At 45.9% G+C, this 25197-nt stretch carries 24 protein-coding genes, 2 pseudogenes and 1 other annotated feature; of the genes and pseudogenes, 11 read left to right on the forward strand and 15 right to left on the reverse strand.

The window, feature by feature from the left end; translation table 11 throughout:
• Positions 1-152 precede the first annotated feature (152 nt).
• Complete coding sequence (locus BTA31_RS06545) at positions 153-1025, reverse strand: cation diffusion facilitator family transporter (protein ID WP_076790036.1); 873 nt, start codon at positions 1023-1025, stop codon at positions 153-155.
• Positions 1026-1474: 449 nt separating this feature from the next.
• Between BTA31_RS06545 and BTA31_RS06550 the strand changes: the two are divergent.
• A pseudogene (locus BTA31_RS06550) lies at positions 1475-1819 on the forward strand (DUF4064 domain-containing protein); the annotation flags it as partial.
• A gap of 222 nt (positions 1820-2041) precedes the next feature.
• Positions 2042-2395, forward strand: a pseudogene (locus BTA31_RS06555) (DUF4352 domain-containing protein); the annotation flags it as partial.
• A 36-nt stretch (positions 2396-2431) separates the two neighbouring features.
• Here the strand turns inward: BTA31_RS06555 and BTA31_RS06560 are convergent.
• Positions 2432-3439 (reverse strand): acyltransferase family protein, encoded by a 1008-nt coding sequence (locus BTA31_RS06560; RefSeq protein WP_076790041.1) that lies wholly within the window; start codon positions 3437-3439, stop codon positions 2432-2434.
• Between the two features lie 274 nt (positions 3440-3713).
• On the opposite strand from BTA31_RS06560, the gene BTA31_RS06565 reads away from it, so the two are divergent.
• Positions 3714-5255, forward strand: coding sequence for a multicopper oxidase family protein (locus BTA31_RS06565; protein ID WP_076790046.1), 1542 nt, complete (start codon positions 3714-3716; stop codon positions 5253-5255).
• Positions 5256-5598: 343 nt separating this feature from the next.
• Positions 5599-6471 (forward strand): AraC family transcriptional regulator, encoded by an 873-nt coding sequence (locus BTA31_RS06570; protein WP_076790049.1) that lies wholly within the window; start codon positions 5599-5601, stop codon positions 6469-6471.
• 43 nt (positions 6472-6514) lie between these two features.
• Here BTA31_RS06570 and BTA31_RS06575 read toward each other — a convergent pair whose 3' ends face one another.
• The 3 genes from BTA31_RS06575 to lepB form a co-directional block, all read right to left on the reverse strand.
• Positions 6515-7159, reverse strand: coding sequence for an SDR family oxidoreductase (locus BTA31_RS06575; protein ID WP_076790053.1), 645 nt, complete (start codon positions 7157-7159; stop codon positions 6515-6517).
• A gap of 379 nt (positions 7160-7538) precedes the next feature.
• Complete coding sequence (locus tag BTA31_RS06580; RefSeq protein WP_076790057.1) at positions 7539-7823, reverse strand: methyltransferase; 285 nt, start codon at positions 7821-7823, stop codon at positions 7539-7541.
• 523 nt (positions 7824-8346) lie between these two features.
• A complete protein-coding gene (gene lepB, locus BTA31_RS06585; protein ID WP_076790061.1) occupies positions 8347-8895 on the reverse strand; it encodes a signal peptidase I in 549 nt (182 codons plus the stop codon).
• A gap of 287 nt (positions 8896-9182) precedes the next feature.
• On the opposite strand from lepB, the gene BTA31_RS06590 reads away from it, so the two are divergent.
• From BTA31_RS06590 to BTA31_RS06600, 3 genes are all read left to right on the forward strand, one after another.
• A complete protein-coding gene (locus BTA31_RS06590; RefSeq protein ID WP_076790065.1) occupies positions 9183-9422 on the forward strand; it encodes a hypothetical protein in 240 nt (79 codons plus the stop codon).
• A gap of 131 nt (positions 9423-9553) precedes the next feature.
• On the forward strand, positions 9554-9862 hold the full coding sequence (locus BTA31_RS06595) for a small nuclear ribonucleoprotein (protein WP_076790068.1): 309 nt from the start codon (positions 9554-9556) through the stop codon (positions 9860-9862).
• 93 nt (positions 9863-9955) lie between these two features.
• Positions 9956-10948 (forward strand): DUF4003 domain-containing protein, encoded by a 993-nt coding sequence (locus tag BTA31_RS06600; RefSeq protein ID WP_076790071.1) that lies wholly within the window; start codon positions 9956-9958, stop codon positions 10946-10948.
• Between the two features lie 48 nt (positions 10949-10996).
• Here the strand turns inward: BTA31_RS06600 and BTA31_RS06605 are convergent, their stop codons facing one another.
• Both BTA31_RS06605 and BTA31_RS06610 read right to left on the reverse strand, forming a co-directional pair.
• Complete coding sequence (locus BTA31_RS06605; protein WP_076790258.1) at positions 10997-12016, reverse strand: PD40 domain-containing protein; 1020 nt, start codon at positions 12014-12016, stop codon at positions 10997-10999.
• A gap of 56 nt (positions 12017-12072) precedes the next feature.
• Positions 12073-12453: an RlpA-like double-psi beta-barrel domain-containing protein gene (locus tag BTA31_RS06610; RefSeq protein WP_020450411.1), complete on the reverse strand. Its 381-nt coding sequence runs from the start codon at positions 12451-12453 to the stop codon at positions 12073-12075.
• Between the two features lie 193 nt (positions 12454-12646).
• On the opposite strand from BTA31_RS06610, the gene BTA31_RS06615 reads away from it, so the two are divergent.
• The 4 genes from BTA31_RS06615 to tyrS all read left to right on the forward strand — a co-directional run bounded on the left by BTA31_RS06615 (position 12647) and on the right by tyrS (position 15764).
• The gene (locus tag BTA31_RS06615; protein ID WP_239693148.1) at positions 12647-13048 is read left to right on the forward strand and encodes a hypothetical protein; all 402 of its coding nucleotides are present in this window, start codon (positions 12647-12649) and stop codon (positions 13046-13048) included.
• Positions 13045-13611 (forward strand): hypothetical protein, encoded by a 567-nt coding sequence (locus BTA31_RS06620; protein ID WP_076790074.1) that lies wholly within the window; start codon positions 13045-13047, stop codon positions 13609-13611. The genes BTA31_RS06615 and BTA31_RS06620 overlap by 4 nt, the downstream gene beginning before the upstream one ends.
• Positions 13612-13808: 197 nt before the next feature.
• Positions 13809-14255 carry a MarR family transcriptional regulator gene (locus BTA31_RS06625; protein ID WP_239693149.1) on the forward strand — a complete coding sequence of 149 codons (447 nt, stop codon included), beginning with the start codon at positions 13809-13811 and terminating at the stop codon, positions 14253-14255.
• Positions 14250-14467, forward strand: a binding site (T-box leader). (Overlaps the previous gene by 6 nt.)
• 43 nt (positions 14468-14510) lie before the next feature.
• Positions 14511-15764 (forward strand): tyrosine--tRNA ligase, encoded by a 1254-nt coding sequence (gene tyrS, locus BTA31_RS06630; RefSeq protein WP_076790080.1) that lies wholly within the window; start codon positions 14511-14513, stop codon positions 15762-15764.
• A 196-nt stretch (positions 15765-15960) separates the two neighbouring features.
• Here tyrS and BTA31_RS22840 read toward each other — a convergent pair whose 3' ends face one another.
• The 8 genes from BTA31_RS22840 to BTA31_RS06665 form a co-directional block, all read right to left on the reverse strand.
• Complete coding sequence (locus tag BTA31_RS22840) at positions 15961-16128, reverse strand: hypothetical protein (RefSeq protein ID WP_158039107.1); 168 nt, start codon at positions 16126-16128, stop codon at positions 15961-15963.
• A 75-nt stretch (positions 16129-16203) separates the two neighbouring features.
• Complete coding sequence (gene pgmB, locus BTA31_RS06635) at positions 16204-16884, reverse strand: beta-phosphoglucomutase (protein WP_076790083.1); 681 nt, start codon at positions 16882-16884, stop codon at positions 16204-16206.
• Positions 16881-18587, reverse strand: coding sequence for a glycoside hydrolase family 13 protein (locus tag BTA31_RS06640; RefSeq protein WP_076790087.1), 1707 nt, complete (start codon positions 18585-18587; stop codon positions 16881-16883). The genes pgmB and BTA31_RS06640 overlap by 4 nt, the downstream gene beginning before the upstream one ends.
• Positions 18529-20865, reverse strand: a complete 2337-nt coding sequence (locus BTA31_RS06645; protein WP_076790092.1) for a glycoside hydrolase family 65 protein — start codon at positions 20863-20865, stop codon at positions 18529-18531. The genes BTA31_RS06640 and BTA31_RS06645 overlap by 59 nt, the downstream gene beginning before the upstream one ends.
• Positions 20843-21724 (reverse strand): DUF1189 domain-containing protein, encoded by an 882-nt coding sequence (locus BTA31_RS06650; protein WP_076790097.1) that lies wholly within the window; start codon positions 21722-21724, stop codon positions 20843-20845. Before BTA31_RS06650 ends, BTA31_RS06645 begins: the two co-directional genes overlap by 23 nt.
• 4 nt (positions 21725-21728) lie before the next feature.
• A complete protein-coding gene (locus tag BTA31_RS06655) occupies positions 21729-22580 on the reverse strand; it encodes a sugar ABC transporter permease (RefSeq protein ID WP_076790100.1) in 852 nt (283 codons plus the stop codon).
• The gene (locus BTA31_RS06660; protein WP_076790103.1) at positions 22581-23888 is read right to left on the reverse strand and encodes a carbohydrate ABC transporter permease; all 1308 of its coding nucleotides are present in this window, start codon (positions 23886-23888) and stop codon (positions 22581-22583) included.
• Positions 23889-23929: 41 nt separating this feature from the next.
• Complete coding sequence (locus tag BTA31_RS06665) at positions 23930-25183, reverse strand: extracellular solute-binding protein (protein WP_076790107.1); 1254 nt, start codon at positions 25181-25183, stop codon at positions 23930-23932.
• Positions 25184-25197 lie beyond the last annotated feature (14 nt).

Consider the following 25197-nt stretch of genomic DNA (forward strand, 5'->3'; position numbering starts at 1 on the left):
TTCCTCCTCATTGCTGACGAATCGAATTTATTTAACTTTACCATAAACGATGTGCTCCCAGAAAACAACTGACTGGCGGAAAATAGAATTTTGTCTTTTTTTATTTCGAATTTACAAAGTGAAAAAACAAAAAAAGCGGTCAGTGACCGCTTTTATTTTTCTTTAGAGGGCTCTATGTGAACATGGGAATGAACGATCGAGTGCTCCTCCTGCATTCTTCTCTCAATTTCATCGGCGATGTCATGGCTTTCTGCAATGTTGAGATCGGACCTTACCTCCACGATAATTTCCACATGGATGGCGCTGCCCAAATAACGCGCTTTTACATCTTTGATATTGCCGACGCCGGGAACTTTCCGGATCGTTTCTTTATACGTTGAAATATGTTTAATATCGAATCCGTCCGTCAAGGAATGGGCTGCCTCTTTAAAAATCCCCCATGCCGTTTTGCAGATGATTAATCCGATGATAAACGCGGCTGCCGTATCGACCCATGCAAGGTTAAACTGCGAAGCAAAGATGCCTGCGAATGTTCCGATGCTGACATAGGCATCTGATTTATTATCGGCGGCTGCTGCATAGAGAGCATGGCTGTTTACCTTTTTTGCCAGCTTTTTATTGTAGAGGAAAACCAAAAACATCACGACGGCGCTGCCTGCAGCCGTCCAGGCCGCAATCATATCCGGTGTCGTTTCCTTCGGATTAAACAGCATTTCGCCCGAGCTGTACAGCACTTCAAGACCGACCACCATCATGATAAATGAAGCGATCATCGAGGCGATCGTCTCGGCGCGGAAATGTCCGTACGGATGGTCTTCATCAGGCGGCTTCTGCGAAATCCTGAGGCCGATCAGCACCGCTAATGAGGCGATAATATCGGTTGTATTGTTCAGTCCGTCGGCTCTGAGGGCTTCGGAGTGAAATGCAAGCCCGACGGCCAATTTCACGGCCGACAGCACAAGGTAAGCGATGATGCTGACCCAAGCCCCGGTTTCACCTTTTTTTAATTCATCATACCGTTCCATAAAAAGCTTCCTTTCCCATCCGTGTTTTCGCTTTTAATCATACAAAGCAAAACTTGAGTGAGTCTATAGAAACATGATTCACTTCTTGCAGAAATATAGTCAGAGTTGAACTTTTTTTATTTAAGGAAACAAATTTCAGTTGGGTCAAAACCGGTAAAGCCCTTTTTATATAAGGGTTTTGCGAAAATCTCAAATGATTCGCGCTGGATCGGATGAAAGGACGGTATCTTCTTTCTGAATATTTTTTCTTTAGAGCCCCTGCATGATTCTTCTAAAAAATATTAAACAAACCTGAAATTTAAACGATATTAAAAAAGTTGAAAACAGTCCTTAAAACTCTGATGATTATAATTAATAGTAAAATAGTCACAAAAAACATATGGACTTTTTTCCTTTTTTGGATTATTATGTTTTAGACATTATTACATAGATTATGAGGGGGACATTACATGTCAGAACAAACAAATCTTCAAGCCCCTGTCAAACGTACAGCAGAATTTGTACTGGGGTTACTAGGCGGTATTTTTGGGATTTTTGCAGGATTTTCAGGATTATTATTCGGAGGGTTAGGCGCCGCTTTAGAAGCGGACGGCGCTGGAGAAGTTATCGGATCATCCTGGGCGGTTATTTTGCTATCTGCACTGGCCATTGTCGGTGCATGTATCGTTAAAAAACATACTAAATTAGCGGGTACTTTTTATATCGCGGCTGCAATAGGAGGAACTGTCGGCGTCAGCCTGGCATATATCGTTCCGCTTATCCTGCTATTAATCGGCGGATGTAAAGCATTGTTCAGCGGCGAGAATAAAGGTCTTGTCTTTAAAAAATGGTGGTTCTATGTCACGATTATTGGATCCATCGTATTCGTCATGATGTTCGCTTCAAGCGGCTCTTCTTCTCAAGAAAGCAAATCGTCCGGAAGCAGTGCAAAGACGACAGCCGCAAAAACTAGCGAAGAAAAAAGCAATGACGATGCCAAAGAAGAAAAAACTGAATTTGGTTTAAATGAAACAGCTGATCTTGATGGCACCCACATCACAGTTACTAACGTTAAAAAATCGATGGGTAATGAATCTTTCAAACCAAAAAACGGTAATGAATATGTAGTTGTAACACTTAACATAGAAAATAAAAGCGATGAAGATATTTCCTATAACCCGCTTGATTTTCAAATTCAAAATGAAGATGGACAAATTACGCACAATACGTTTGGACCATCAGATGATAACAACCTATCCTCTGGAAATCTGACGCCAAACGGTAAGGTATCTGGAACAATCACTTTTGAGACTAAAAAGAGCAAAACATATAAGGTCATCTACACTCCTGAATTTTGGAATGACAAAAAAATTACTTTCAACCTTAAATAATTCAAAAAAACTTGCAAAGGAATCTTTGCAAGTTTTTTAATTGCATTTTTTCCGCCCAAGCACGATCGGATACCGGTTCAACAAAAAGATGCAAGGCACCATTACAAGCAATGTCATGCCGGTGTAAAGCGCGCTCCATACCAGGGAGCCGTATGTCTCATCAAGGGAAACTTGCGTGAAGTAGTAGACGACGGCTTTCAGCATCCTGATAACCGGGTAGTGCAGTACGAGAATGATCAGCGAGTTTTTGCCGAGGAACTTGAGAAGCTTTGCTTTTTCGAGTTTAAAGCTGCTGAAAATGACGCCTGCCGTCCCCAGAAATGAGGTCATATAAAAGATCGCCATGTTTCCGTACTCATTGGCCCTCATATCCACTCTGACGTTCAGGGTCTGCAAACAGCCGACCGCGATGAATAAAAGAAGCGTGAGCAGCAGCGTTCTTCGGTCTCTCATCTTATTCAGATTATTTTTCAACAGAAAACCGGCCGAATAAAAGACGATGGCGGTCAGGGCCACTTCAATATTCCACGGCAGCTTGATGCCCACATATTGATCATTCAAATAGCCCAAAACGGCTGAGACCAATACGGCGATGACGATAAACAGCCTGCCTTTCCCCCATCTCTTCACGATGAAAAACAGCATTTCAACGATGAATAAGCATGTTAAAAACCAGAGCGCCGGGTTGTGTGTCAGCATGTAGTCATCAGGCATCGAATAAAAAATCCCTTTAAACGGTACAACCGGATCGACATCCGAACTGCCGGTGAACGTAAAATGCCTCTCGACGAGAACCCAGAATATATAGGCTAGAACGGAGAAGATGAAGTACGGCAAAAGGAGCGTCTTTATTTTTTTAAAGAGAAAAGATGTAAAAGTCATATTCCCATCATGGTAAACGAGGCCGGACAGAAAGAAAAACAGAGGCATATGAAATGCAAAAATGAACGTTTTCAGCCAATCCGGCGTCGGTGTATGGCCCAACACGACCAATATAATTCCCACGCCTTTTGAAACATCAATCCACTCTATTCTTTTCTGCAATACGGGTATCTCCTTTCAGACTGATTCGCCCTATAAGAAAGGGTTTACACATAATGTACCACCATCCCCGCCTTTCTTCCTTTGCGAACCACGCCTCAAGGCAATTTTTAATCGTTAGGAAATATTCTGTTCATCTTCTTGTCATGATCGAATCTTTTTTTTAACATTCTCAGCACAAATCACATTTCTTATTCTCATCATGAGGAACCAGACCATGCAACCCGTCTTATAATGTAATGATCTTTTCATCAGAACAAAAGAGGACAGGTGAAACATGAAACTTGAAAAATTCGTTGACCGGCTCCCCATTCCAAAAGTGCTTAAACCCCACAGCAAAAGCAAGGAAATAACCTATTATGAAGTCACCATGAAAGAATTTCAGCAACAGCTTCACCGCGATCTGCCGCCTACCCGGCTGTTTGGATATAACGGAGTTTATCCCGGCCCTACCTTCGAAGTGCAGAAACACGAAAAAGTTGCGGTCAAATGGTTGAATAAGCTTCCGGATCGTCATTTTCTCCCCGTCGACCATACGCTTCATGATGACGGGCATCATGAACATGAAGTGAAGACGGTTGTTCATTTGCACGGAGGCTGTACGCCTGCTGACAGCGACGGATATCCTGAGGCTTGGTACACAAAAGACTTCCATGCAAAAGGCCCTTTTTTTGAAAGGGAAGTGTATGAATATCCGAATGAGCAGGATGCTACAGCCCTTTGGTATCATGACCATGCAATGGCCATTACAAGGCTGAATGTATATGCGGGGCTTGTCGGTTTATATTTGATTCGCGACAGGGAAGAGCGGTCATTGAACTTGCCGAAGGGAGAATATGAAATCCCGCTCTTGATTCAGGATAAGTCATTTCATGAAGATGGTTCATTGTTTTATCCGCGGCAGCCTGACAACCCTGCGCCGGATCTTCCGGACCCGTCGATTGTTCCGGCTTTTTGCGGCGATACCATTTTAGTCAACGGCAAGGTATGGCCTTTTGCTGAATTTGAACCCCGAAAATACCGATTTCGGATACTGAACGCCTCCAATACGAGAATCTTTGAGCTGTATTTCGATCATGACATCACATGTCATCAAATCGGCACGGACGGCGGACTTCTGCAGCATCCGGTCAAAGTCAATGAACTGGTGATCGCGCCGGCTGAAAGGTGCGATATCATCGTCGATTTTTCACGAGCCGAAGGTAAAACCATGACATTGAAAAACCGGATCGGCTGCGGCGGACAAGACGCAGATCCCGATACTGATGCAGACATCATGCAATTCCGCATCTCAAAGCCATTGAAGCAAAAAGATACAAGTTCATTGCCGAAAATATTAAGAAAACGCCCATTTTACCGGAGACACAAGATCAATGCCCTCAGAAATCTGTCGTTGGGCGCGGCCGTTGACCAATATGGAAGACCTGTTCTGCTTTTAAACAACACAAAGTGGCATGAACCGGTAACTGAAACTCCCGCACTTGGCAGCACTGAGATCTGGTCGATCATCAATGCCGGAAGGGCGATCCATCCGATCCATTTACATCTTGTTCAATTTTTGATTCTCGACCACCGGCCATTTGATATCGAGCGGTATCAGGAAAACGGAGAACTTGTCTTTACGGGTCCGGCAGTTCCTCCGGCACCGAATGAAAAAGGGCTGAAAGACACTGTCAAAGTTCCTCCGGGCTCGGTGACGCGCATTATCGCCACCTTTGCGCCGTACAGCGGCAGATATGTTTGGCACTGCCACATCCTCGAGCACGAAGATTACGATATGATGCGCCCTCTTGAAGTGACGGATGTTCGTCATCAATAACAAAAAGCCTCCGCTATTGGAGGCTTCAGATTGTTGACAAAATCGCAAAACGGCTTTTTGTTTTGCGATTTTGCCATCCCTTCAGCGTGACCCGCTTTGCAGTCTAGGAAGGCTGAGCATCGGAACTGACTTACACAGGATGTGATGATGGCGGTGTTCAGGCAGGACGCCTGGGCCGTTAGCTGCCGTTCCTTTTTTATTCGTGAACACCGACATAGCAGGCCTGACAGCGAATGCGAGGGTTTGTCGACACGCTGGGCTTTTAATAAAGCACAAATCATCAAAAAAACCATCGCTTGATTCCTGTACAATAGGATCATCAAATCGTAAAGGGTGGATGAATATGGATGATTACGAAAGAATTCAAAACGCGGTTCATTTTATCGAAGAACACCTTCAAAACGATTTAAACATTACGGATATTGCGGCTACATCGTGTTTCTCCCCGTTTCATTTTCAAAGGCTTTTTCAGGCGATCTCCGGTTTTTCCGTTTATCAATACATTCGCAACCGGCGCCTGTCTGAAGCTGCGCTTCTGCTTGAGAAATCGGACCGTTCCATTCTCGATATCGCAATCGATTTCGGCTATGGTTCACAGGAAGCTTTCGGCAGGGCATTCTCACAGTACTTCGGCATCACTCCGGCCAAGTACCGCAAAGAAAAGGTCAAGCTTGATTTTCAATCCAAAATTAACTTTCTCGCATATAAAGAAAGGATGACTGGAGATGTGAACATCCCAAAGCCGCACATCACTCATTTAAACGACATACATATGATCGGATATGAGTACCGGACAAATTTAAACGATGAAAAGTATTTCGAAGATATCCCGAAATTCTACAACGATTTCGGCCGAAATGGATACTTTATGAAAGTCCCTCAAAAAACGGCTCCGAATATGTGTTACGGTCTGTCATGCCGCTTCCGGGATGACGGAGGTTTCTCATTTATCATCGGGGAAGCCGTTCGCGAAACAGCAGCCGGGGAAGTGCCAGAGCCGCTTATGCATATGAAAATTCCCGGTGGCAAATACGCCGTATTTCATGTGAACGGCTCGACTGAATCAGTACAGAACACAAGAAGATACATCTATGGATCATGGCTGATGAATACCAATTACGAGAGAACAGAAGGACCGGACTTTGAAGTGACTGATGTGTGCCGTTCCGTACCGCCGAACGAGATGAAGATGACCATCTATATCCCGCTTCTGTAAAAACGCCGGGGAACCTTCTGACCACAGGTTCCCCGAATCACTTTTATATCGTTTTAAGCGCCTCGGCAGGCGTTTGATCCCCCGAAACCAAATCGAATGAACGCTGGAAAGTGTGCTCCTCAGTGAGCGACGCCAAGATGGTATCAGCCACATCTTCACGCGGAATCGTTCCGCGCTCAAGATTTTCCGCGGCTTTTACCCGGCCTGTGCCCGGTTCGTTTAACAGGCCTCCCGGACGGATAATCGTGTAATTTAATTCGCTGCCTTCAAGCATCCGATCCGCATAATGTTTGGCGACATGATACGGTTTTAACGCTTCATTCCAATTTTCACGGCGGTGTGCCTGCAATGTGCTGACCATAATAAAACGGCGAATGCCCGCTTTTTCGGCGGCTTCGATCGTTTTAACCGCCCCATCCAAGTCGACCAAAAGCGTTTTGTCAGCGCCCGTTTTGCCGCCTGAGCCGGCGGTAAAGACAATCGCGTCGCAGCCTTTGGCCGCTTCTGCGATGCTCTCCACGGTGCCTTCTAAATTAGCGAGCGCGGTTTCTGTTCCCGATTGTTTCAAAGCCTGCGCCTGCTCTTCGTTTCTCACCATTGCTCTGACTTGATGTTCTCCGCTCTCATTCAAGCTTTTCGTCAAGCGGCGCCCGATTTGTCCGTTCGCCCCCACTACAAACACTTTCATCTGCTCATCCTCCTTGTTGTCCGGTTTCTTTTTTCATTATTTCACTGTACAGACAATTGTTCAAACCGCCCGCTCGCCAAAATGTGCGAATGCTAAAAAGGCTCCCCATTCTCACTGTAGGCAGCCTTTCAGATTGTTGACAATATAGGTCGGACTTTTATAATCTGCCCTATTTTTATTCAATTCATTCTGTTTTCTGGCGATGAGGACCTTTTCAAGTCAAGCTCACCGGATTTTTGAGATTTTGGCAGCAAAAACGTTAAACGTAAATTCGCCTTTTCTCCGCGGGCCGAAAATAACCAACCTCTCTCCCCTATTCGAAAAAAACTCGCGCTGAAGCCACTTTTGTTGACAGTCCGGATTTTTATATCCGGACTATTTATACTTGAAGCCAAAAGTATGTTGCCAGTGCCAATAAAAGCAAATAAAGGCCGGCAATGAAACGAAACACCCCTTTTTTTCCGGAAAATGGAGGGTTGATTAACATGACAATAATAGTGGGCGCAAATAATACAATGAGAAAATATTTGTATTCTATAAAAAACGTACATATGGAAAGGAGAATAGAGATATAGAAAACTGCGATAAAACCACTTCCAAACTTTTTATTCAGTTCTTCTTTGTTTTCTCCAAGCAGCTTATCTATCTGTTTTTTATGAAACATAATGACCTCCTATCAGAATTTATGTAATATAGTACTTCAATCATTGCAGCAAACGTAAGAATTGAGATCAAAATCAAAAAATCAAGAGTATCCCTTAGAAAAAGCCTTTTAGAAAAGCTGAAACCTCTGATTTAGAACACTAAAAATTAACCAAGAAATACGGTATAGCGCTTTTTGAATTCACATAACAATAAAATTTTCAGAGCGAAAAATAGAGTTATAGTAAAATATGAAGAATTTTTGTTCTTAAAGAATACCATATACACAATTGTTAAATCGAGGATTTTTTAGTTATTTTTGTTTGATTAATAAAATTTGATCAACGATCAAACAGGCTTATATATCCAATTAACGGAAATTCTTTCAACTGTGACATCAAACACTGAGCTCTCATTTAAATTTAAGTGAATAGGTAGAATTGCCGCCGCGCTCAAGCATAGCGACTTGGTTCGCGCCACTTTTGGTGACTTTGCCGACAAACAAAAAGACTTCCCATTCGTATCGTGAGAAGCCTTTTTATTTTCTATTCTATTCCGCCAATCTCATTGAAAGGGAAATAACGGAATTCAACTTTGCCGACAACGGAGTCCATTGTGATAAATCCGAAAAAACGGCTGTCTTTGCTGTTTTGACGGTTATCCCCCATCACAAACAAGTGATCTTCCGGCACCTTTTGTTCACCGGTTAATTTCTCCAGTGTGAAGTTATCGGTTAAATGTTCATGAAGCGTCAGCTTTTGTTTGTTTTTCTTTAAATAAGGTTCATCGTATGCTTTTCCGTTTATATAAAGGACATCATCCTTCATTTTGATCGTATCTCCCGGGAGCCCGATCACCCTTTTCACATAGTTTTCATCCGAATCAGGCGCGTGAAAAATAATTTTATCAAAGCGCTGAATATCGCTGATTTTACTAACCATGACCATGTTGCCGTCCTCTAAAGTCGGATACATTGAATCTCCCAAAACGGTTGACGGCGTAAACAGAAAATAGCGGCAAACCATCACAAGCGCTGCGGCGATGACAAGTGTTTTCACCCACGATAAGATCTCTTTTTTTCTACTATTTTTCATAAGTACTCTCCTTCACTTCCGGATCGTTTCATCGGCATTCCGCTCCTTCTATCATATCAGGCCGTCCGTCTGAATGCTTTCCGCAAGCACCCGAAGGCGCAGCCGTAAAAAAATGGTTGATACATATAATATTAGCGGTTGAAACGAAAAATCCTTTATTCAATGTTGAATTTTGTCAGTTGATCAGCTTATTTACAGCACAACAAACCATTATATATGCACAGGCAAATCGCCCCTCTTTATAATACATTATCATATCATGACCCAAAGGCGGTGATTGCCTCAAAATGAGCAGCTACGAAGAGTACTATGACAATTACGATCCATACAGCCCTGAGCGGGAAAAAGAAAGACAGTCAAGGAATGCGCGGCGTTCGGCGGATACGAATAAAACAGATAAAACGGATAAAACGGATAAAACGGATAAAACCCGCAGCTCTGACGATGACCGGTTCAAATGCAGAAAAAGAAAGTGTTTTTCTGATGACGATGACGATCGGTTCAAGTGCCGCAGAATGAAGTGCTGACCATTGATCTTTAAAGCCGATTCATATATGATAATCGGCTTTTTTACATAAAATCACGGCATCACCGCTCCAAACCGGAACATTCATCCATCGGGTGAATACCATGAATCTAAAAGGAGATGGAAAGGAATATGAATGTTCCGAAAGATGCCGTTTGCTCGATGCCCCATGACCATCAAAGGTCTTTGCACGATTTATGCCGCAAATACATGCACTATCACGTCGTGCTGAAAATGAAGGACGGCAGTTCCGTTCACGGTATTCTTGAAGGGGTGAACCGTCAGGAAGCATCTGTCCTCGTTCCCGAAGACGTGACAGAAACAGATGAAAGGCAGTTTTACGGCGGATACGGATATCCGCGGCGACGATTCCGGCGGTTCAGGAGAAGGATCTTCCCGTTTGTTTTTATCGCTGCGCTGTATCCTTTTCCATATTATTAGGCAAAAGCCCGGTATGATGTCAAATCCGTGAAACTTATTTCCCGTTGCTTCGTATATACAAACACGACGCAAACCGAGGAAGGAGACAGATAAATGGCATCTGCTAAACTGCAGCAGCGGTTGGATCAATATAAAGCAATTTACTCTGAGTTAAAAAGCGATTTAAAATGGAAAGTCACAGATCAGCGGACATTGATGATGATTGCTTCCATGTATGTCGTCAACAAGCGGCCTTTTGATAAAGAACGGTTTTTAACACTCAGTGAGGCTGTCAAACAGGCCGCCGGTGCATTTTCGCCGTTAAGGTCGTCCCATCGCTATACATTCGCCGCTATGTTTGACGTGCGCTTCGAAGAACCTGAAACGCATATCAGACCTTTTTTCATCCTTTATGACAAAATGACCGGCAACGGATTCCAAAAAAGTATTTTCACCTATTTGTCCGCTCTTATCCTTTTGACAAAATATCCTGATGAGCATGATCATGAAAGCAAAATTAATCGGGCTTTGTCTATTTACAAAGGAATGAAGGACAAGCACGTCTTTTTAACATCTGCCGGCGACTACCCGCTCGCCGTGCTCTTGGCCGGTTCAAATATGGAGACAGGTGAACTGATTGACTATATCGAAGCGTTTTACCAAAAGCTTAACCAAGCGGGTTTTCGCAAAGGGAACGATTTGCAGTTTCTCAGCCACATCCTCTCGCTTATGCCGGAGCGGGATTCCGATCAACTTGTCGCCCGCTCCCTCTTGATATACGATGAATTGACAAAAAAGCATAGAAGACCGAAGCCTGTCCATTACCCGGAAATCGGACTGCTTGCGTTGCTTGAGAACGGTGAAAAAGACATAGATGCCATCACAATCATGGCAGGCGCATTGAACAGCGATAAACTGTTCAGGTGGCAGAAAGATATGAATCTGAAAACGGCCGTCAACTTGTACATGAGCGAAAAAACGGAAGATCCGGCGCTTCTGGAAACAGGACTTTATCAAACGCTTGAAGTCGTTATTCAAGCACAGCAGACGGCAGCAATCGCTATTATGACGAGCTCGGCTGCGGCGTCTCAGGCAAACGGCTCATGATAAAAAGAAATCAGCCGGCACAGTCTGTTTGTGCCGGCTGATCGTCGTTTATTCATCAATGACGGTAAAGGTGTTGATGATCCCGTTTGTTTTCTCCCAGGCTTTGCTCACTTTATTCGTATCCATATCATACGAATAAATCGTTCTCACCCTTGCTTCGCTCCCCGTTTCATCTTCAAGCAGCTTCGCATCTTTTGCTTCAGCGAGAAAGTAAAGTTTTTTCCCGTCTTTCGAGAATTGCGGCTGTGCCGAGTCGACTAATGAAAATGCCCGCTGATCTGAAATGATCGCTTTATATTTCTTCGTTTCGGCATCCATCGCATAAATCGCCTTCTGATCATCAGCCGATTCAGTAAAGACGATCGTTTTTCCATCCGGTGAGATTGCCACGTCATTGATAAATTTTGCGATCGTTCTCACCTTTTCCTGATCTTTCTCATCCGCCAGAGAAATGTTCATATTCGTCGGTTCGGGCGGTACGCCTTTGCTGTTCGCCTCATCGGTTTTTTGATAGTCTTCTTTCAATGAATAATGCAGCATAGCGAATTGATTGTTAGCTTTGTTGTACTGATAGTAGCTGACACTTTCGTCCTTGTTTTTTAACGATGGATAGATGACGTGAAACGCCTTTTGTTTTAAATCAAAGGAAGCGAGGTGAAAATTCCTCTCCTCCGCAAGGTTGTATCTCATGAACAGCTTCGAATCGTCCGCCGATAAACTGAGCCCGTCGACATATTCATCACCTGAATATAGGGTTGTTTTTTTGCCCGACTGTAAATCCAGTCTGATCAAATGCTTCACATTGCTGTTATCGGTGTTCGTATAATAAAGAATGCGTTTTTTCCGGTCTAATACCATAGCCGGGTAATCCGTCATCTTTTCTTCATACAGCTTATTTTGATTTTCATAGTAAGCGGTCATCAGCTTCTGATCGGTTATCGATACGAGCAGATCTGAACCGCCGCTCTTTGCCGGCTCCGCTTTTTCCGGGACGAAATAGCGGACGGCCGCAAATGCGCCTGCGACTAAAATGACTGCCGCCAACAAAAACACCAAAACTTTTTTCATATTCGACCCCGCCAATTGAAAGAAGCAAGAAAACGATTTTTCTTGCTTCATCTCTCCTATTTTTTATATGTATAATGTCCGGCGACCTTTCCTTTGCTTGTCGGAAATCCCAAAGCTCTAAAAGCTTTCGGGCTTACATCCAAAACAGCGCCCGGCATTCTGCCGACATCATATTTATAGACTGTAATGACTTTCTTTGGTTTTGCTTTAGAATAGGCTCTTATTTTTGTGCCTTTTCTCGGAACATCGAAGCCCATCTTTGTGGCGCAGTCCCAATGGCCGAGCCTTTTGCCGTCAGCGCCGACTTTGCCTACGCCGTTGTACCAAGTGATGTAGCCGCTGACTTTTTTCGTTTTAGCACTCGCTTCACCGGCAAAATTGAATGCCAATAGCAAGCTGCCTGCCAAAACAAAAACAGAAAAAAGTATCTTCTTCATATAAAAGTATCCTCCGTGAATGGGATTTTTTTCTGACATTCAAATTATACCTTTTTTCATAGAAATGGTATTTTACAGTTTGTTTACGTTTAAAATGCAATTGTTACGCCCGGTTTTCTGCCAAACTATTATGAATAGATGACACCTTTGCCCGGATCGTTCGTATATAAAAGAGAAAACCGAAATGAATAGGATGATCACAGTGAAAAAATCGAAATTGATCTCGTTATCCGCGGCTGCGATGCTTTTCACCGTTCCCTTATCAGGATGTTCATCATCCGCTTCAGACCGTTCACAGGAGGTCGCAGAAGACCAATCCATTCAAAAATACGATCTCGTATGGTTTGATTACGTGAATGACAGCGAATCCGACAATGCACCATTACTGAAAGCATCATACGTGAAAAATGGAAAAGAAAAGACGGAGACTTTCAAAAAATATGTAGAAAATGTCGAAAATGTCGAGCAGCCTTATATTAAAATCCGTGATCATGAAGCCTTCATCTACCGTCCCCCATACATCAAATATGACCAGGAGCCGCTTGAGGGCGTCGTCAAAGATAAAGTGGAACAAAAAAGCAGTGATGAACAATGAAGAAAAAAAGCGCTCCTCTTATTTTGATCATGGCGCTGTCTCTCTTGCTGCCTTTTGCTCAAGCAGAGGGAGCAGTCAGCAATGGAACATCCGGAGCCACGGCTTCGAGTTCCTCGGCTAATAACAGCTCTCCAAAAACACGTGTGGGTTCAGTCAACCAGAGAATGCGCAGTTATCTGAAACAGTCTGCGAGCCAACGATATTTAAACAAGAGCAGTCAGTTCAACGCCATTCAGCGGACATTGCCGTCCAATGCCCTGTATAAAGGGAGCATCAAGCAAACACTCAATCAAAATCCTGCTGGATCAGCCTTTTTGAATTACTACTTTCCATACTGGATGATCTTCCACACGGGCGGATATACAGCAGAACAAAAAAGCATGCTCCGCACCGCCGGAATCAAAGAAAAAGCGCTCTCTGAACGAAAAGAAAAAAGATATTGGCTGTTGATTGAAGATCAAAACGGAAAAGAACATGCCGTCCTCGTCTCGAAAAAACAGTATGCCAACGTTCAAAAAGGGGATCGGATTGAAGTGCGCCGCAAACAGATCACCAAAAAATAGCTGAAACAAATGCCGGTCATCATCATGATGCCGGCTTTTCTCGTCATATCAAAAAAGGGCTTGCATTGACGAAAACCATCTGTTAAAATTCGTTTCATAGCTAATGATTCTGAAAATAAAAAGGCAGGCGTCACGATTTGGATAGATCCCCCCATCTTCGACAGGAAGAACACGACACACTCATCAAGCTGAAACGCATGCCGATCGAGTCCTTGAATCTTGAAGCCATTTCGGTTGCCACCAACCTTTACCGGTCAGCGCAAAAGCTCCGCGTCAAAATGGAGACCGAGATCCTTTCCTCATATCAATTGTCATGGACGGCTTTTTCGATTCTTTACGATCTATGGGTATGGGGCAGGCTTGAAACGAGAAAACTCGCTGAACTGTCAGGCATTTCAACAGCCACTGCGAGCAATGTCATTAAAACGCTTGAAAAAAAGAACTTTTGCGTAAAAAGCGCGGATCCGAGAGACCGCAGACACGTATTCGCCGAGATCACATCCGAAGGAAAAGCCGCTATTGAAGAGCTCTATCCCGCGTTCCACAAAGGGGAAACAATGCTGATCAAGGGCATGACAAAAGAGGAGCAGAATACATTAATCGAGCTCCTTCGAAAAGTGAACGACAATCTTCATCAATCATAAGCAACGACGGGAACAAGTAGCGGACTGTCTCCCTGTTCCAGAGAGCCGGCGGCTGGTGCGAGCCGGTACAAAGACAGACGTGAATTACCTCCCTGAGCTTTCTTTGTGAACCTTCAAGTAGCAAAGAACGGGAAACCGTTACCTGAAATTGAGCGGAAGATGAAAGTCTTCAATCAGGGTGGTACCGCGTGCATTTGAGCCACGTCCCTTATCGGGATGAGGCTCTTTTTTTATACAAAAAAAGGAGGAGTTATCATGCAGCAACAACAATTTGATCAACTGACAACTGCAGAGAAGCGGGAAGTCGAAAGGCAGCTTCACATATATATGGACGGAGCGGAGGAGGTGATTCCCCCGGAAGAACTGCGGGCAAAGCTGGCCAAATCGATTTTGACCGGCGAACCGCTGAAAATTAAGCTTGGCCTTGATCCGTCGGCGCCTGACGTTCATTTGGGCCACACCGTCGTCTTGAATAAGCTGCGCCAATTTCAGGAAAACGGACATATCGTCCAGCTCCTGATCGGGGATTTCACAGGAAAAATCGGCGATCCGACAGGAAAATCCGCCGCCAGGAAACAGCTGACAGACGAAGAAGTCCGCAGCAATGCCGAAACATACTTTCAACAGTTTGGAAAAGTGCTTGATCAGAACAAGGTCGAACTTCACTACAACTCCAAATGGCTTAAACGATTAACATTGGAAGACGTCATTGAACTCGCGGGCAAAATTACCGTCGCCCGTTTAATGGAACGCGATGATTTTGAAGAAAGAATCGCCTTACAAAAGCCGATTTCGCTTCATGAGTTCTTTTACCCTTTGATGCAGGGATATGATTCAGTCGTTCTGGACAGCGATATCGAACTGGGCGGAACGGATCAGCATTTTAACGTGCTCATGGGCAGACACTTTCAGGAAAAGTACGGAAAAGAAAAACAGGTCGTCATTCTCATGCCGCTGCTTGAAGGACTTGACGGCGTTGAAAAAATGTCTAAATCAAAGAACAATTACATCGGCATCGATGAAGACCCTCATGAAATGTTCGGGAAAACGATGTCGCTTCCGGACAGTTTGATGAAAAAATATATCCATCTTGCGACCGACTTGGAGGCGGAGGATAAAAAACGCCTTGTCAAGGATTTGGAAACGGGGGCCGTTCATCCGAGAGACGCGAAAATGCTGCTCGGGAAAACCATCGTCACCATGTATCATGGAAGCAAGGCGGCCGAAGCGGCAGAACAGCAGTTTAAACAAGTTTTTCAGCAAAACAGCGCGCCGGACAATATAACGGCCGTACACTGGCAAGGTGAAGAAACGGTGCCGGTCACCGATTTATTGGTGACGCTCGGACTCCTCCCTTCCAAAAGCGAAGCCCGCCGAATGATCCAAAACGGCGGCGTTAAAATCAACGGCGTCAAAGCGGAAGCGATTCATGCGGACATTGCACCCGAACACGACATGATCATCCAAGTCGGCAAACGGAAATTTGTCAAATTGCAAATGCCTCAATAAGCAAACAGCCTAATCATCCTTTTAAAGGGATCGATTAGGCTGTTTTTCATGAAAAGCGCAGGCGATAGAATCTGCAACAGGACGGTATCCAATCGCCTGATGAAGTCGGGTTGCTAAGATCGGTGTATAAACAGCAAAACGCATATCTGAACGGCCCTGCCTCTTCGGCCAACATCAAGTCCCCCGAAACAATCATCTAAAGCCCACTCTCATTTTCTGCCGTTAATAAAACATCCGCACTGCCGTTGTTTCTCCTCAATGCATAAAGGATGCCAAGCGGCGGACTGACCGCCTCATTCTTTAAAAGGTCTGCTTTAGTATGAGCCAAAAACGTCTCCGGACAGCCGAACGCCCTGATCCTCATCTTTCCTTCCCCTTCCCTGATTGCAAATAAGGCCGCCAGCGGCGGCCTGTCATTTTATGATTCTCGGGTTGCTTTTCATTTTTCTTCCCTTATGCAGCAACAGCGCTGCCATCCTTCCTTCAGCAGCTCAAATGTCAGCTCGTTTGTGCTGCGCACGCTCAAATCGGCCCCGCGCATCGATGACTCATCACCGACTCCCACCGCGAACATCCCTGCGGATTTGATCGCGGCGATCCCGGCTTTAGCGTCTTCGATTGCTGCACATTCTAAAGGAGGCACACCGAGCAGCGCTGCGGCCGTCAAAAAGATTTCGGGGTCGGGCTTTCCGCGAGCAAGCAAGGCCGGATCAACGACAGCCTGAAATTCGTCCATGACCCCGAGCCGTTCCAAAATAGCGGGCGCGTTTCGGCTTGACGAAGCTAACGCAATGCTTACATTTTCCCTTTTTAATCCGGCAAAAAGCCCGGCGATTCCCGGCAACAGGTCATGCGGGGTCAAGTTTTGGATCAGCTGTTGGTAGTATTGGTTTTTCCGGCGCATGATCTCTTGTTTCTCCGCATCCCGATACTTTCCGGCTGCACCGCCGTGAATCAATATCGTGTCAAGCGACTGCTCTCTGTCGATGCCTTTCAGCCGTTCATTAAAGCTCCGGTCAATCTCAATGCCGATTTGTTCGGCAGTATGTTTCCATGCGAGATAATGATACTCGGCCGTATCCGTGATCACGCCGTCCAAGTCAAAAATGACCGCTTTCATGATGTTGAATCCTTTGCCCGGCTGATCACCATGAAAGCTTCATAAGGCTCCATGTCAATGCTGCCGCTTATATCAAGCCGCTCGCGGGCGTAATTGGACAACAGCACATCCCACTTGTCTTCAAGCAATTCCGGCGGAGCATGAAACAGCGCCTTTTCTTCTGACAAATTCACGGCGACTAACAGCTTTTCGCCCTGATATTCGCGGGTATACGCAAAGATTTGCGGATCATCCCCGAGCAGCAGCCGGTAGTCTCCGTATACGATGACTTTATTTTGTTTGCGCAGCCCGATGAGCTTCTGATAATAATAGAAAATCGAATCTTCATCGGCGAGCGATTCTTTCACATTGATTTCTTGATAGCGGGGATTTACCGCCAGCCAAGGCTCTCCAGCTGTGAAGCCCGCGTGTTTTCCGTCATCCCATTGCATCGGCGTTCTCGCGTGATCCCGCCCTTTTTTCGCCACGGCTTTTCGAAAGTCTTCCTTTGTCATCGTTTTATTTTCAATGACAAGTTCTCGGTATGCGTTTTTGATTTCGAGATCATCATACATCTCGAGCGGCATTTTACTGTTTGTCATGCCGATTTCTTCTCCCTGATAAATAAACGGGGTTCCCTTCATACCGTGCAGGACCGTTGCAAATGCTTTGGCGCATTGTTTGCGCAGTTCGCGGTCATTACCCCAGCGGGATATGACCCTCGGCTGATCATGATTTTCGAAATAAAGCGTATTCCAGCCGACATTCATTAAAGCGGTCTGCCACCTCGTCATCGTCTTTTTTAAAGCGATCGGATCAAACGGCTTCATCTGCCATTTCCCATTCGGCGAATGCTGTTTAGTATCAATATCCATATGTTCAAATGTAAAAATCATGTTCAGCTCATGTCTGCTTGGATCCGTATATTTTTTTGCTTCTTCAACATCTGAGCCGTTTGCTTCGCCGACCGTCATGCAGTTGTAACGGGACAGCACTTCCCGGTTCATCTCTTGTATAAATTCGTGCAGACGGGGGCCGTTCGAATGATAGCGGCCGACGACATAAGGACGGCTGTCATCTGTTTCATAATCGGGAAAGTCGACATATTTGGAAATGGAACCGATCACATCCATCCGCCAGCCGTCCACGCCTCTGTCCATCCAAAATGTCATCAAATCGTATACTTCCCGGCGAACCGCTTCATTCTCCCAGTTTAAGTCAGGCTGCTTTTTCGAAAAGTAGTGAAGATAATACTGCCCTGTCCGCTCATCGAACGTCCATGCCGATCCTGAAAAGATCGATCCCCAATTGTTCGGTTCTGAACCGTCCGCCTTTGGATCTTTCCAAAAATAATAATCACGGTAAGGATTGTCCTTTGACTTGCGGCTTTCGGCAAACCAGGCATGTTCATCAGACGTGTGGTTCACGACAAGATCCATGATGATTTTCATTCCGCGTTTATGCACTTCATCGATCAATTGAAACATATCATCGTTCGTCCCGAACTTTTCGTATATGCTTCTGTAGTCGCTGATGTCGTAGCCGTTGTCATCCTGCGGGGAATCAAATACAGGACACAGCCAGATCACATCGGCTCCGAGGCTTTTGATGTAATCGAGCTTTTGAATCACGCCCTGCAAATCACCGAATCCGTCTCCGTTGGAATCATAAAAACTCCGCGGGTAAATTTGATACACGACTGCCTCTTTCCACCATTGGCTCATCGGGCATCCTCCTTTCATACCGTCCGTTCAGTGCGATTTGCTCTCCATAAACTGTCATGGAAAGCGGATCTCCTTTTAAAAGGTTGAAGACGACGCTGTTTTCCTCGACCTGCACATTGATTAGCCGGTTTCGATAATTGATGTTGAACGAATAACCGTCCCATTCCTTCGGCAAAAGCGGAGCAAACGACAGCGCCTCATCCCGGGTTCGCATGCCGGCAAATCCTTGCACGATGGCGAGCCAGCTTCCGGTCATCGATGTGATATGAAGCCCTTCCTCTGTGTCATGATTGTAATTATCGAGGTCAAGCCTCGCTGTACGCTTATACAGTTCGAGCGCTTTCTTTTCCATTTTGAGCTCAGCCGCCAGCACCGCATGGATAGACGGCGAGAGGCTCGATTCATGAACCGTCATCGGTTCATAAAATTCAAAGTTGCGCCGTTTTTCTTCCATCGTAAATCGATGATTAAAGAAATAAATGCCTTGGAGAACATCCGCCTGCTTAATAAAACTGGAGCGGAGAATTTTGTCCCATGACCAATTCTGATAGAGCGGGCGGTCATCCGGTTCAAGTTCATCCGCTGCCTGAAGCTCTTTATCCAGGAATGTATCATGCTGAATAAAAATATTTAATTCCTCACTGTATGGATAGTACATTCTCGCGATGATATCCTTCCACCTCTCGATTTCGGCTTCCTGTACATCAAGCCGGCGGCGTTTTTCCTCCGGGAGGATAGCGAGGTTTTCGAGCGTATACTCAAGCGTCCACGACGCAATCAAATTCGTATACCAGTTGTTGTTGACATTGTTTTCATATTCATTCGGTCCTGTGACGCCGTGGATCATATATTTGTTGTTTCGTTTTGAGAAGTGGACGCGGTCCGCCCAAAATCTGCTGATTTCGACGAGAACGTCTATCCCGTATTCTTTCATATAGTCACGGTCGCCTGTGTAATTGACATAATTATAGATCGCATAACAAATCGCGCCGTTGCGGTGAATTTCTTCGAAGGTGATCTCCCATTCATTGTGGCATTCATCGCCTGTGAAGGTCACCATCGGATAAAGGGCCCCTTTCAGCCCCAGTTTGGCGGCATTCCGTTTAGCTGCCTCCAAATGATGATAGCGGTATAAAAGCAGGTTCTTCGTCACCTCCGGCTCGGCCGTCGCCAAATACACAGGAACGGCGTACGCCTCAGTATCCCAGTAGGCGGCTCCGCCGTATTTCTCGCCGGTGAATCCTTTCGGCCCGATGTTTAAGCGCGAATCGGCTCCGTAGTATGTCGAGAAAAGCTGAAAGAGGTTGTACCGGATGCCCTGCTGAAGCTCATCATCCCCTTTAATTTCAATGTCCGCTTTTGCCCACCTTTCCATCCAATGTTCGGTATGTCTCCGCTTCGCTTCTTCATATCCCTGCCGGAGAACATCAGCCAAAAGCGCCCTGCCCTTTACTAAAAGCTCCGCTTCTTCTAAGTCCCGGGACGTAGTGACAATGATCAATTTTTTTAAAGAAGCCTTTGTTCCCGGCTTCACTTCGTAACAGTAGCGGTTTTCCGCGTACATCGCATCCGTTTGAAAATGCTCGCTGGCATATCCTTCTGTCACGTTGCACATAGAAGCAGCCACCGTAAATCGCGGGGTTCCAAACGGATTCTCAATCGTTTTCATTACGAGATGGCCGCGATGAGATTCGGCGCCTTTCGCTTCTTCCTGCCAAAACCGCTCTTCGAAATTGGCATCCTCATTTGCAACATTTCCATCAAGATAAGGAACAAGCGTGATGACCGCCTCATCGCTCAGGCATTCCGCTTCATAATGAATCGCGCACAGCTGCTGGATATCAAGGCTAAGAAAGCGCTCCGACGAAATTTTGACAGCCTTTTGATTCACACGAACGACAGCGCTTCTCCGCAAGATGCCTTCTTTCATATTGAGTTCCAATTCAAACGATTCGATATCGTTTTGATTGAGGTCGACTTTTTCGTCGTCTACATATACATCAATTCCGATGAAGTTCATCGCATTAATCACTTTCCCGAAATATTCGGGATAGCCGTTTTTCCACCAGCCGACACGCGTTTTGTCCGGGAACCAAACCCCTGCGATATATGTGCCTTTGAGACTTTCGCCTGAATAGCTTTCTTCAAAATTCCCCCTGATTCCCATATAGCCGTTCGCCAAGGATGTCAGACTTTCCTGAAGGCGTTTATGTTCCTTCTCAAATTTGTTTGTTTTGATTTTCCACTGGTCGATCTCAAATAGCCGCTGATTTGCCATGATTTCCTCCTGACTGTAGATTTTCGTTGTGATGGCCGGTTTTGAATATATGCCTGAAGATGAAAGAGACCATCAAAGCACTACCGCATGAATGGATGAGCAGCATCACGATGAAGTCAAAGCGGATCATACCGAAAGCCATTGCGGCTGCTGCCGGAAGCGCTGATCCGCACACCGCCGTTGCGGCCGCTTCCTTAAACGACCTTATCCCGGTCATGTTGGATTTTTTGGAGACCCAGATGCCTCCCGCCAGAACGGCCGTTAAAAAAAGCGAGATGATGAAAACCGCCGAACAGGCCAGCATGATGATGAGCGGCTTATATTGGGCAAACCACATTGCACCGATAAAATCCCCCAAATGGCCGCCATCCAGATCATTCTGCCCGGCCTTTGCCGGATAGCGAACAGAAAACCCCGTTCCATTTTGATCACTGATGATCAGATGATCTGACTGAAAGATGAGGGCGTTTTGATAGCCTTCCGCCTTTATTCGCCCGTTCTCACCGCTTGTTTTCAATTCATGCTTCAAATCGACCGCCAGCAAGGTTCTCCCTTTTTCCACAAGGTACAGCTCATTTGCACCTGTCAATCTTCCGTTTGTCAATTGGTAGCCTTTTAATTGCTTGATGAATGCCGCGTCAGCCTCTTGAACAACGTTCGGCATCAGATACCCGGCATTGAAGCGGTCCATTTTCATAAACGCAATCGTCATGGGCGCCATTAAACAAGCCGACAAAAACATAAACAGAAAAGAAATGTCGAGCCAGCTGAATGCATGTTTGCAGCGCATGACGCCCGCCGGTGATGCCGCTGCTTTAAGAAAGCGGCCGATCAGCTTTTCGTTTCGCATGTCGTTCATCGGTTTATCCCTTCGTTCCGCCGGATGTCAAACCGGACACAAAGTTCTTTTGGAGAAAGAAGAACAAGATGCAAATCGGCAGAGCTGCAAGAATCGCTCCGGCTGCAAACAGCGCGACTTTTTGCTGCTGCGGATTGGAGATGAATGTCTGCAAACCGACGGCGATAGTCAGGCTTTCCGGCGAACGAAGCAGAAATTTCGCCAGCAAATAGTCGCCGAACGGCCCCATAAACGCCCACAGCGCCTGGACTGCAAGCATCGGTTTCACAAGGGGCAGAACGACCGAAGCAAAGATCCGCAGGTGCCCCGCTCCGTCAATCCGCGCCGCTTCATCGATTTCTCTCGGTACTGTATCAAAGTAGCCCTTCATCAGCCATGTGTTCATCGGAATTCCGCCGCCGATATAGATTGCAGTTAAAAACCAATATTGGTCCAAAGCTCCGATCAGCATGGCCAGGACGTAAAAAGCGGTCAGCGCCGCCATCGTCGGCACCATTTGAATGATCAAAAAGAAAATGAGGCTTTTTTTTCGGCCCGCAAACCGGTAGCGGCTGTACGTATAGCCGGCAAGCGTCACGATCGTCACCTGGAACACCATAACGGACAACGCGATCACAAGCGTATTCCCGTACCAATTGAGGTAAAGCGTCTCTGCAAACAGCCGCTTAAAGTGGTCCAATGTCCATGCGCCCGAAAAATCGAGTGTAAAAGCCGCTACATTCCCGACCCGAAATGCGGATGATGCCGTGATCAAAAGCGGATAAATAATCACGATGCTTAAAAACGTCAAAAATATATAGGTCAAAACCTTGTTCAGCATCCCGGTGAACCGCGTATTTTTTAAAATCCCTCTCATCTACATGACCTCCTCATTGCCAAAGGCATTCGATTTCTTAAAAGCAATCAGGGAAACCCCGATGACAATGAAAGAAATGAGCAGTGTGACAGCAGCCGCCACGGAATACTGCGGCGACGTCCCCGTCGTCAGCTTATAGATCCAGGATATTAAAATATCGGTTGACCCGGCTCCGGCCCCCGCACTCCCCGGACCGCCCTCATTAAATAAATAGATGATCGAGAAGTTATTGAAATTAAACGTATACTGGGTAATCATCACGGGCGCGGTCGCAAATAAAATCATCGGCAGCGTTATGTGTTTAAAGCGCTGAATAAATGTCGCGCCGTCAATCTTTGCCGCTTCATAAAGCTCTCCGGGAATCGCCTGAAGCACCCCCGTCACCATGACATAAATGTATGGAAAACCGAGCCACGTCTGGATCATAATCAAAGCCGTCTTCGTCCAGAACGGATCGGTCTTCCATGCGACAGCCGGGATGTCGACGAACGGAAGCTGGTTCAAAAGCGGGATCACCTGAACGTTCATCGCGCCCGCCGAGTCGTTGAAAATGTTGGCGAAGCTCATAATCGTAATAAATGCCGGAACGGCCCACGGAAGCAGGAAGATGATCCGGAACATCCGCTTGCCTTTAATAAAGTTCTGATTGACGATCAGCGCCGTCACGATGCCGAGAACAATTTGCAGCGTCGTTGCACAGATCGTCCAGATGATCGTCCAGCCCAGTACATCAGCGAATGTTTGCCGATACGAGCCAAGGAAAAAGATATTCATGAAATTTTTAAAGCCGACCCAGTCGATCAGACTGTTAGGCGGAATATGATAAAAATCGTAGTTTGTAAACGCGATAAACAGAGTCACCAGCACCGGAAAAATAATCACAAACACCATCATGAGGTATGCCGGCAGCGTAAATAAATACGGAAACCCTTTGTCACCTGCATTCCTGATCATGTCCCCAGCCGTCTCGCTGATTTTCAAACCCGCCGCTTTCATCGCGGCGGTCTTCCGGGCATCATACAGATTAAAGATGTAAAACATCAGAAAAACGATCGTCAAAATCAATTGCAGCGTGCCCTCAATCAAGAGAAACAGCGAGTGGTCTTCCCCCGGGACAGTCCCCAGCGTCACGAGACCGATCAGCGCCTGATAACCGAAAACCGCTAACTCACAAATAAACAAGCCTGTGATGACAAGAAAAAGGATCCCCTTTGAAAACTGCCGGTTTGCAATCTGGCCAGCACCGGGAATTATCGATAACAGCGCTGCCTTCCGGCTCCGTTTTGCAAGTGTTTGGTCTTTGTTCATTTTTTTCGCCCTCTATTCTTCCGGACGCTAAAACCGCCGTTTTATTTCACATACTTTTCTTGAATGTTTTCTTTGATCACGCGCACGGCATCATCCGCTGATTCCTGAGCCGATTTTTTCCCTGCTGCCGCGTCAAATATCAAGCTTTCTGCACCTGTCCACACTTCGGCCATTTCCGGAATATTCGGAGTCGGAGTCGCCGTTTCGTATTGCGTGATGACCGCCGACGTCAGCTCGCTTTTTTGCTCCCCTGCTTTCTTTCGCGCAACGAGGTTGGCCGGGACTTCGTTCGTATCTTCATAAAAACGGTAAGCGCTTTCGTTATTTGCGGCATATTGAAGCCACTTTTCAGCAAGCTCCGGCTCTTTCGTATATTTTGAGGCGACCCAGCCTTTTCCGCCTGCAAACGGGGCATACTCTTTTCCGTTCGGCAATGTCGGGATTTTCGCTGCGCCGTAGTTCAAACCAGCTTCTTTATAATTGGAAGCCGACCAAGGGCCTCCGATAACAGCCGCTGCTTTTCCGTCCATAAAGGTCTGCTGGATAAAATCGTCAGCGCTCGTATTATCCTGCATGCCTTTCGGCCAATATTCACTGAACCATTTTTCGGCGTATTCCACCGCCTCCACGGCTCCCTTGTTGTTCAGACCGATGTCTCCGGAATCCGTGCCGTCAGCTCCGAATACATATCCGCCGTATCCGGCCATTAAACCGTATGACATGTAAAAGTCCGTCCACTTCGCAAGAAAAGCGGTCGATTTTCCTTTTTCAGAAGCAAAAGCGAACCTCTTGTCTTTTGTTAAATCCTCGAGTTCGTTAAAGGTTTTTGGCGGCGCTTTTAACAGGTCTTTATTGTAATAGAGTACGAGAGTTTCAATAACAAGCGGGATTCCGTAGACTTTTCCGTCAACCGTCACCTGCTGCATTTCTTTGTCGCCGAAGCTTTTTGTATCAGACGGTTTGACTTCCAGCAAATGCCCTTGCTGCCCTAAGCCGCCGATACGGTCGTATGCCGCAAGCATGACATCGGGCGCATTGCCTGCCGGGCCGTCAAGAGGAAGCGCTTCAAGCTGATCAAACATCGGCTTTTCAACGATTTTGACTGTCACATCATTCTCTTTTTCAAAACCTTCCTTTATGCTTTCGACGTAAGGTTTATAGACCTCTTCCACAGACACGGTGAGCACTTTTTTCCCGCCGCTGCCTCCCGTTTCCTTTGAACTTGAACAGGCGGCAAGACCGAACAGCAGAACTGACGCCAGCAGGACTACAAATCCTTTTTTTAAATGTTGCATCTTTTTTCCCCCTT

The sequence above is a fragment of the Bacillus haynesii genome (assembly GCF_001969855.1).
Lineage (GTDB): Bacteria > Bacillota > Bacilli > Bacillales > Bacillaceae > Bacillus > Bacillus haynesii.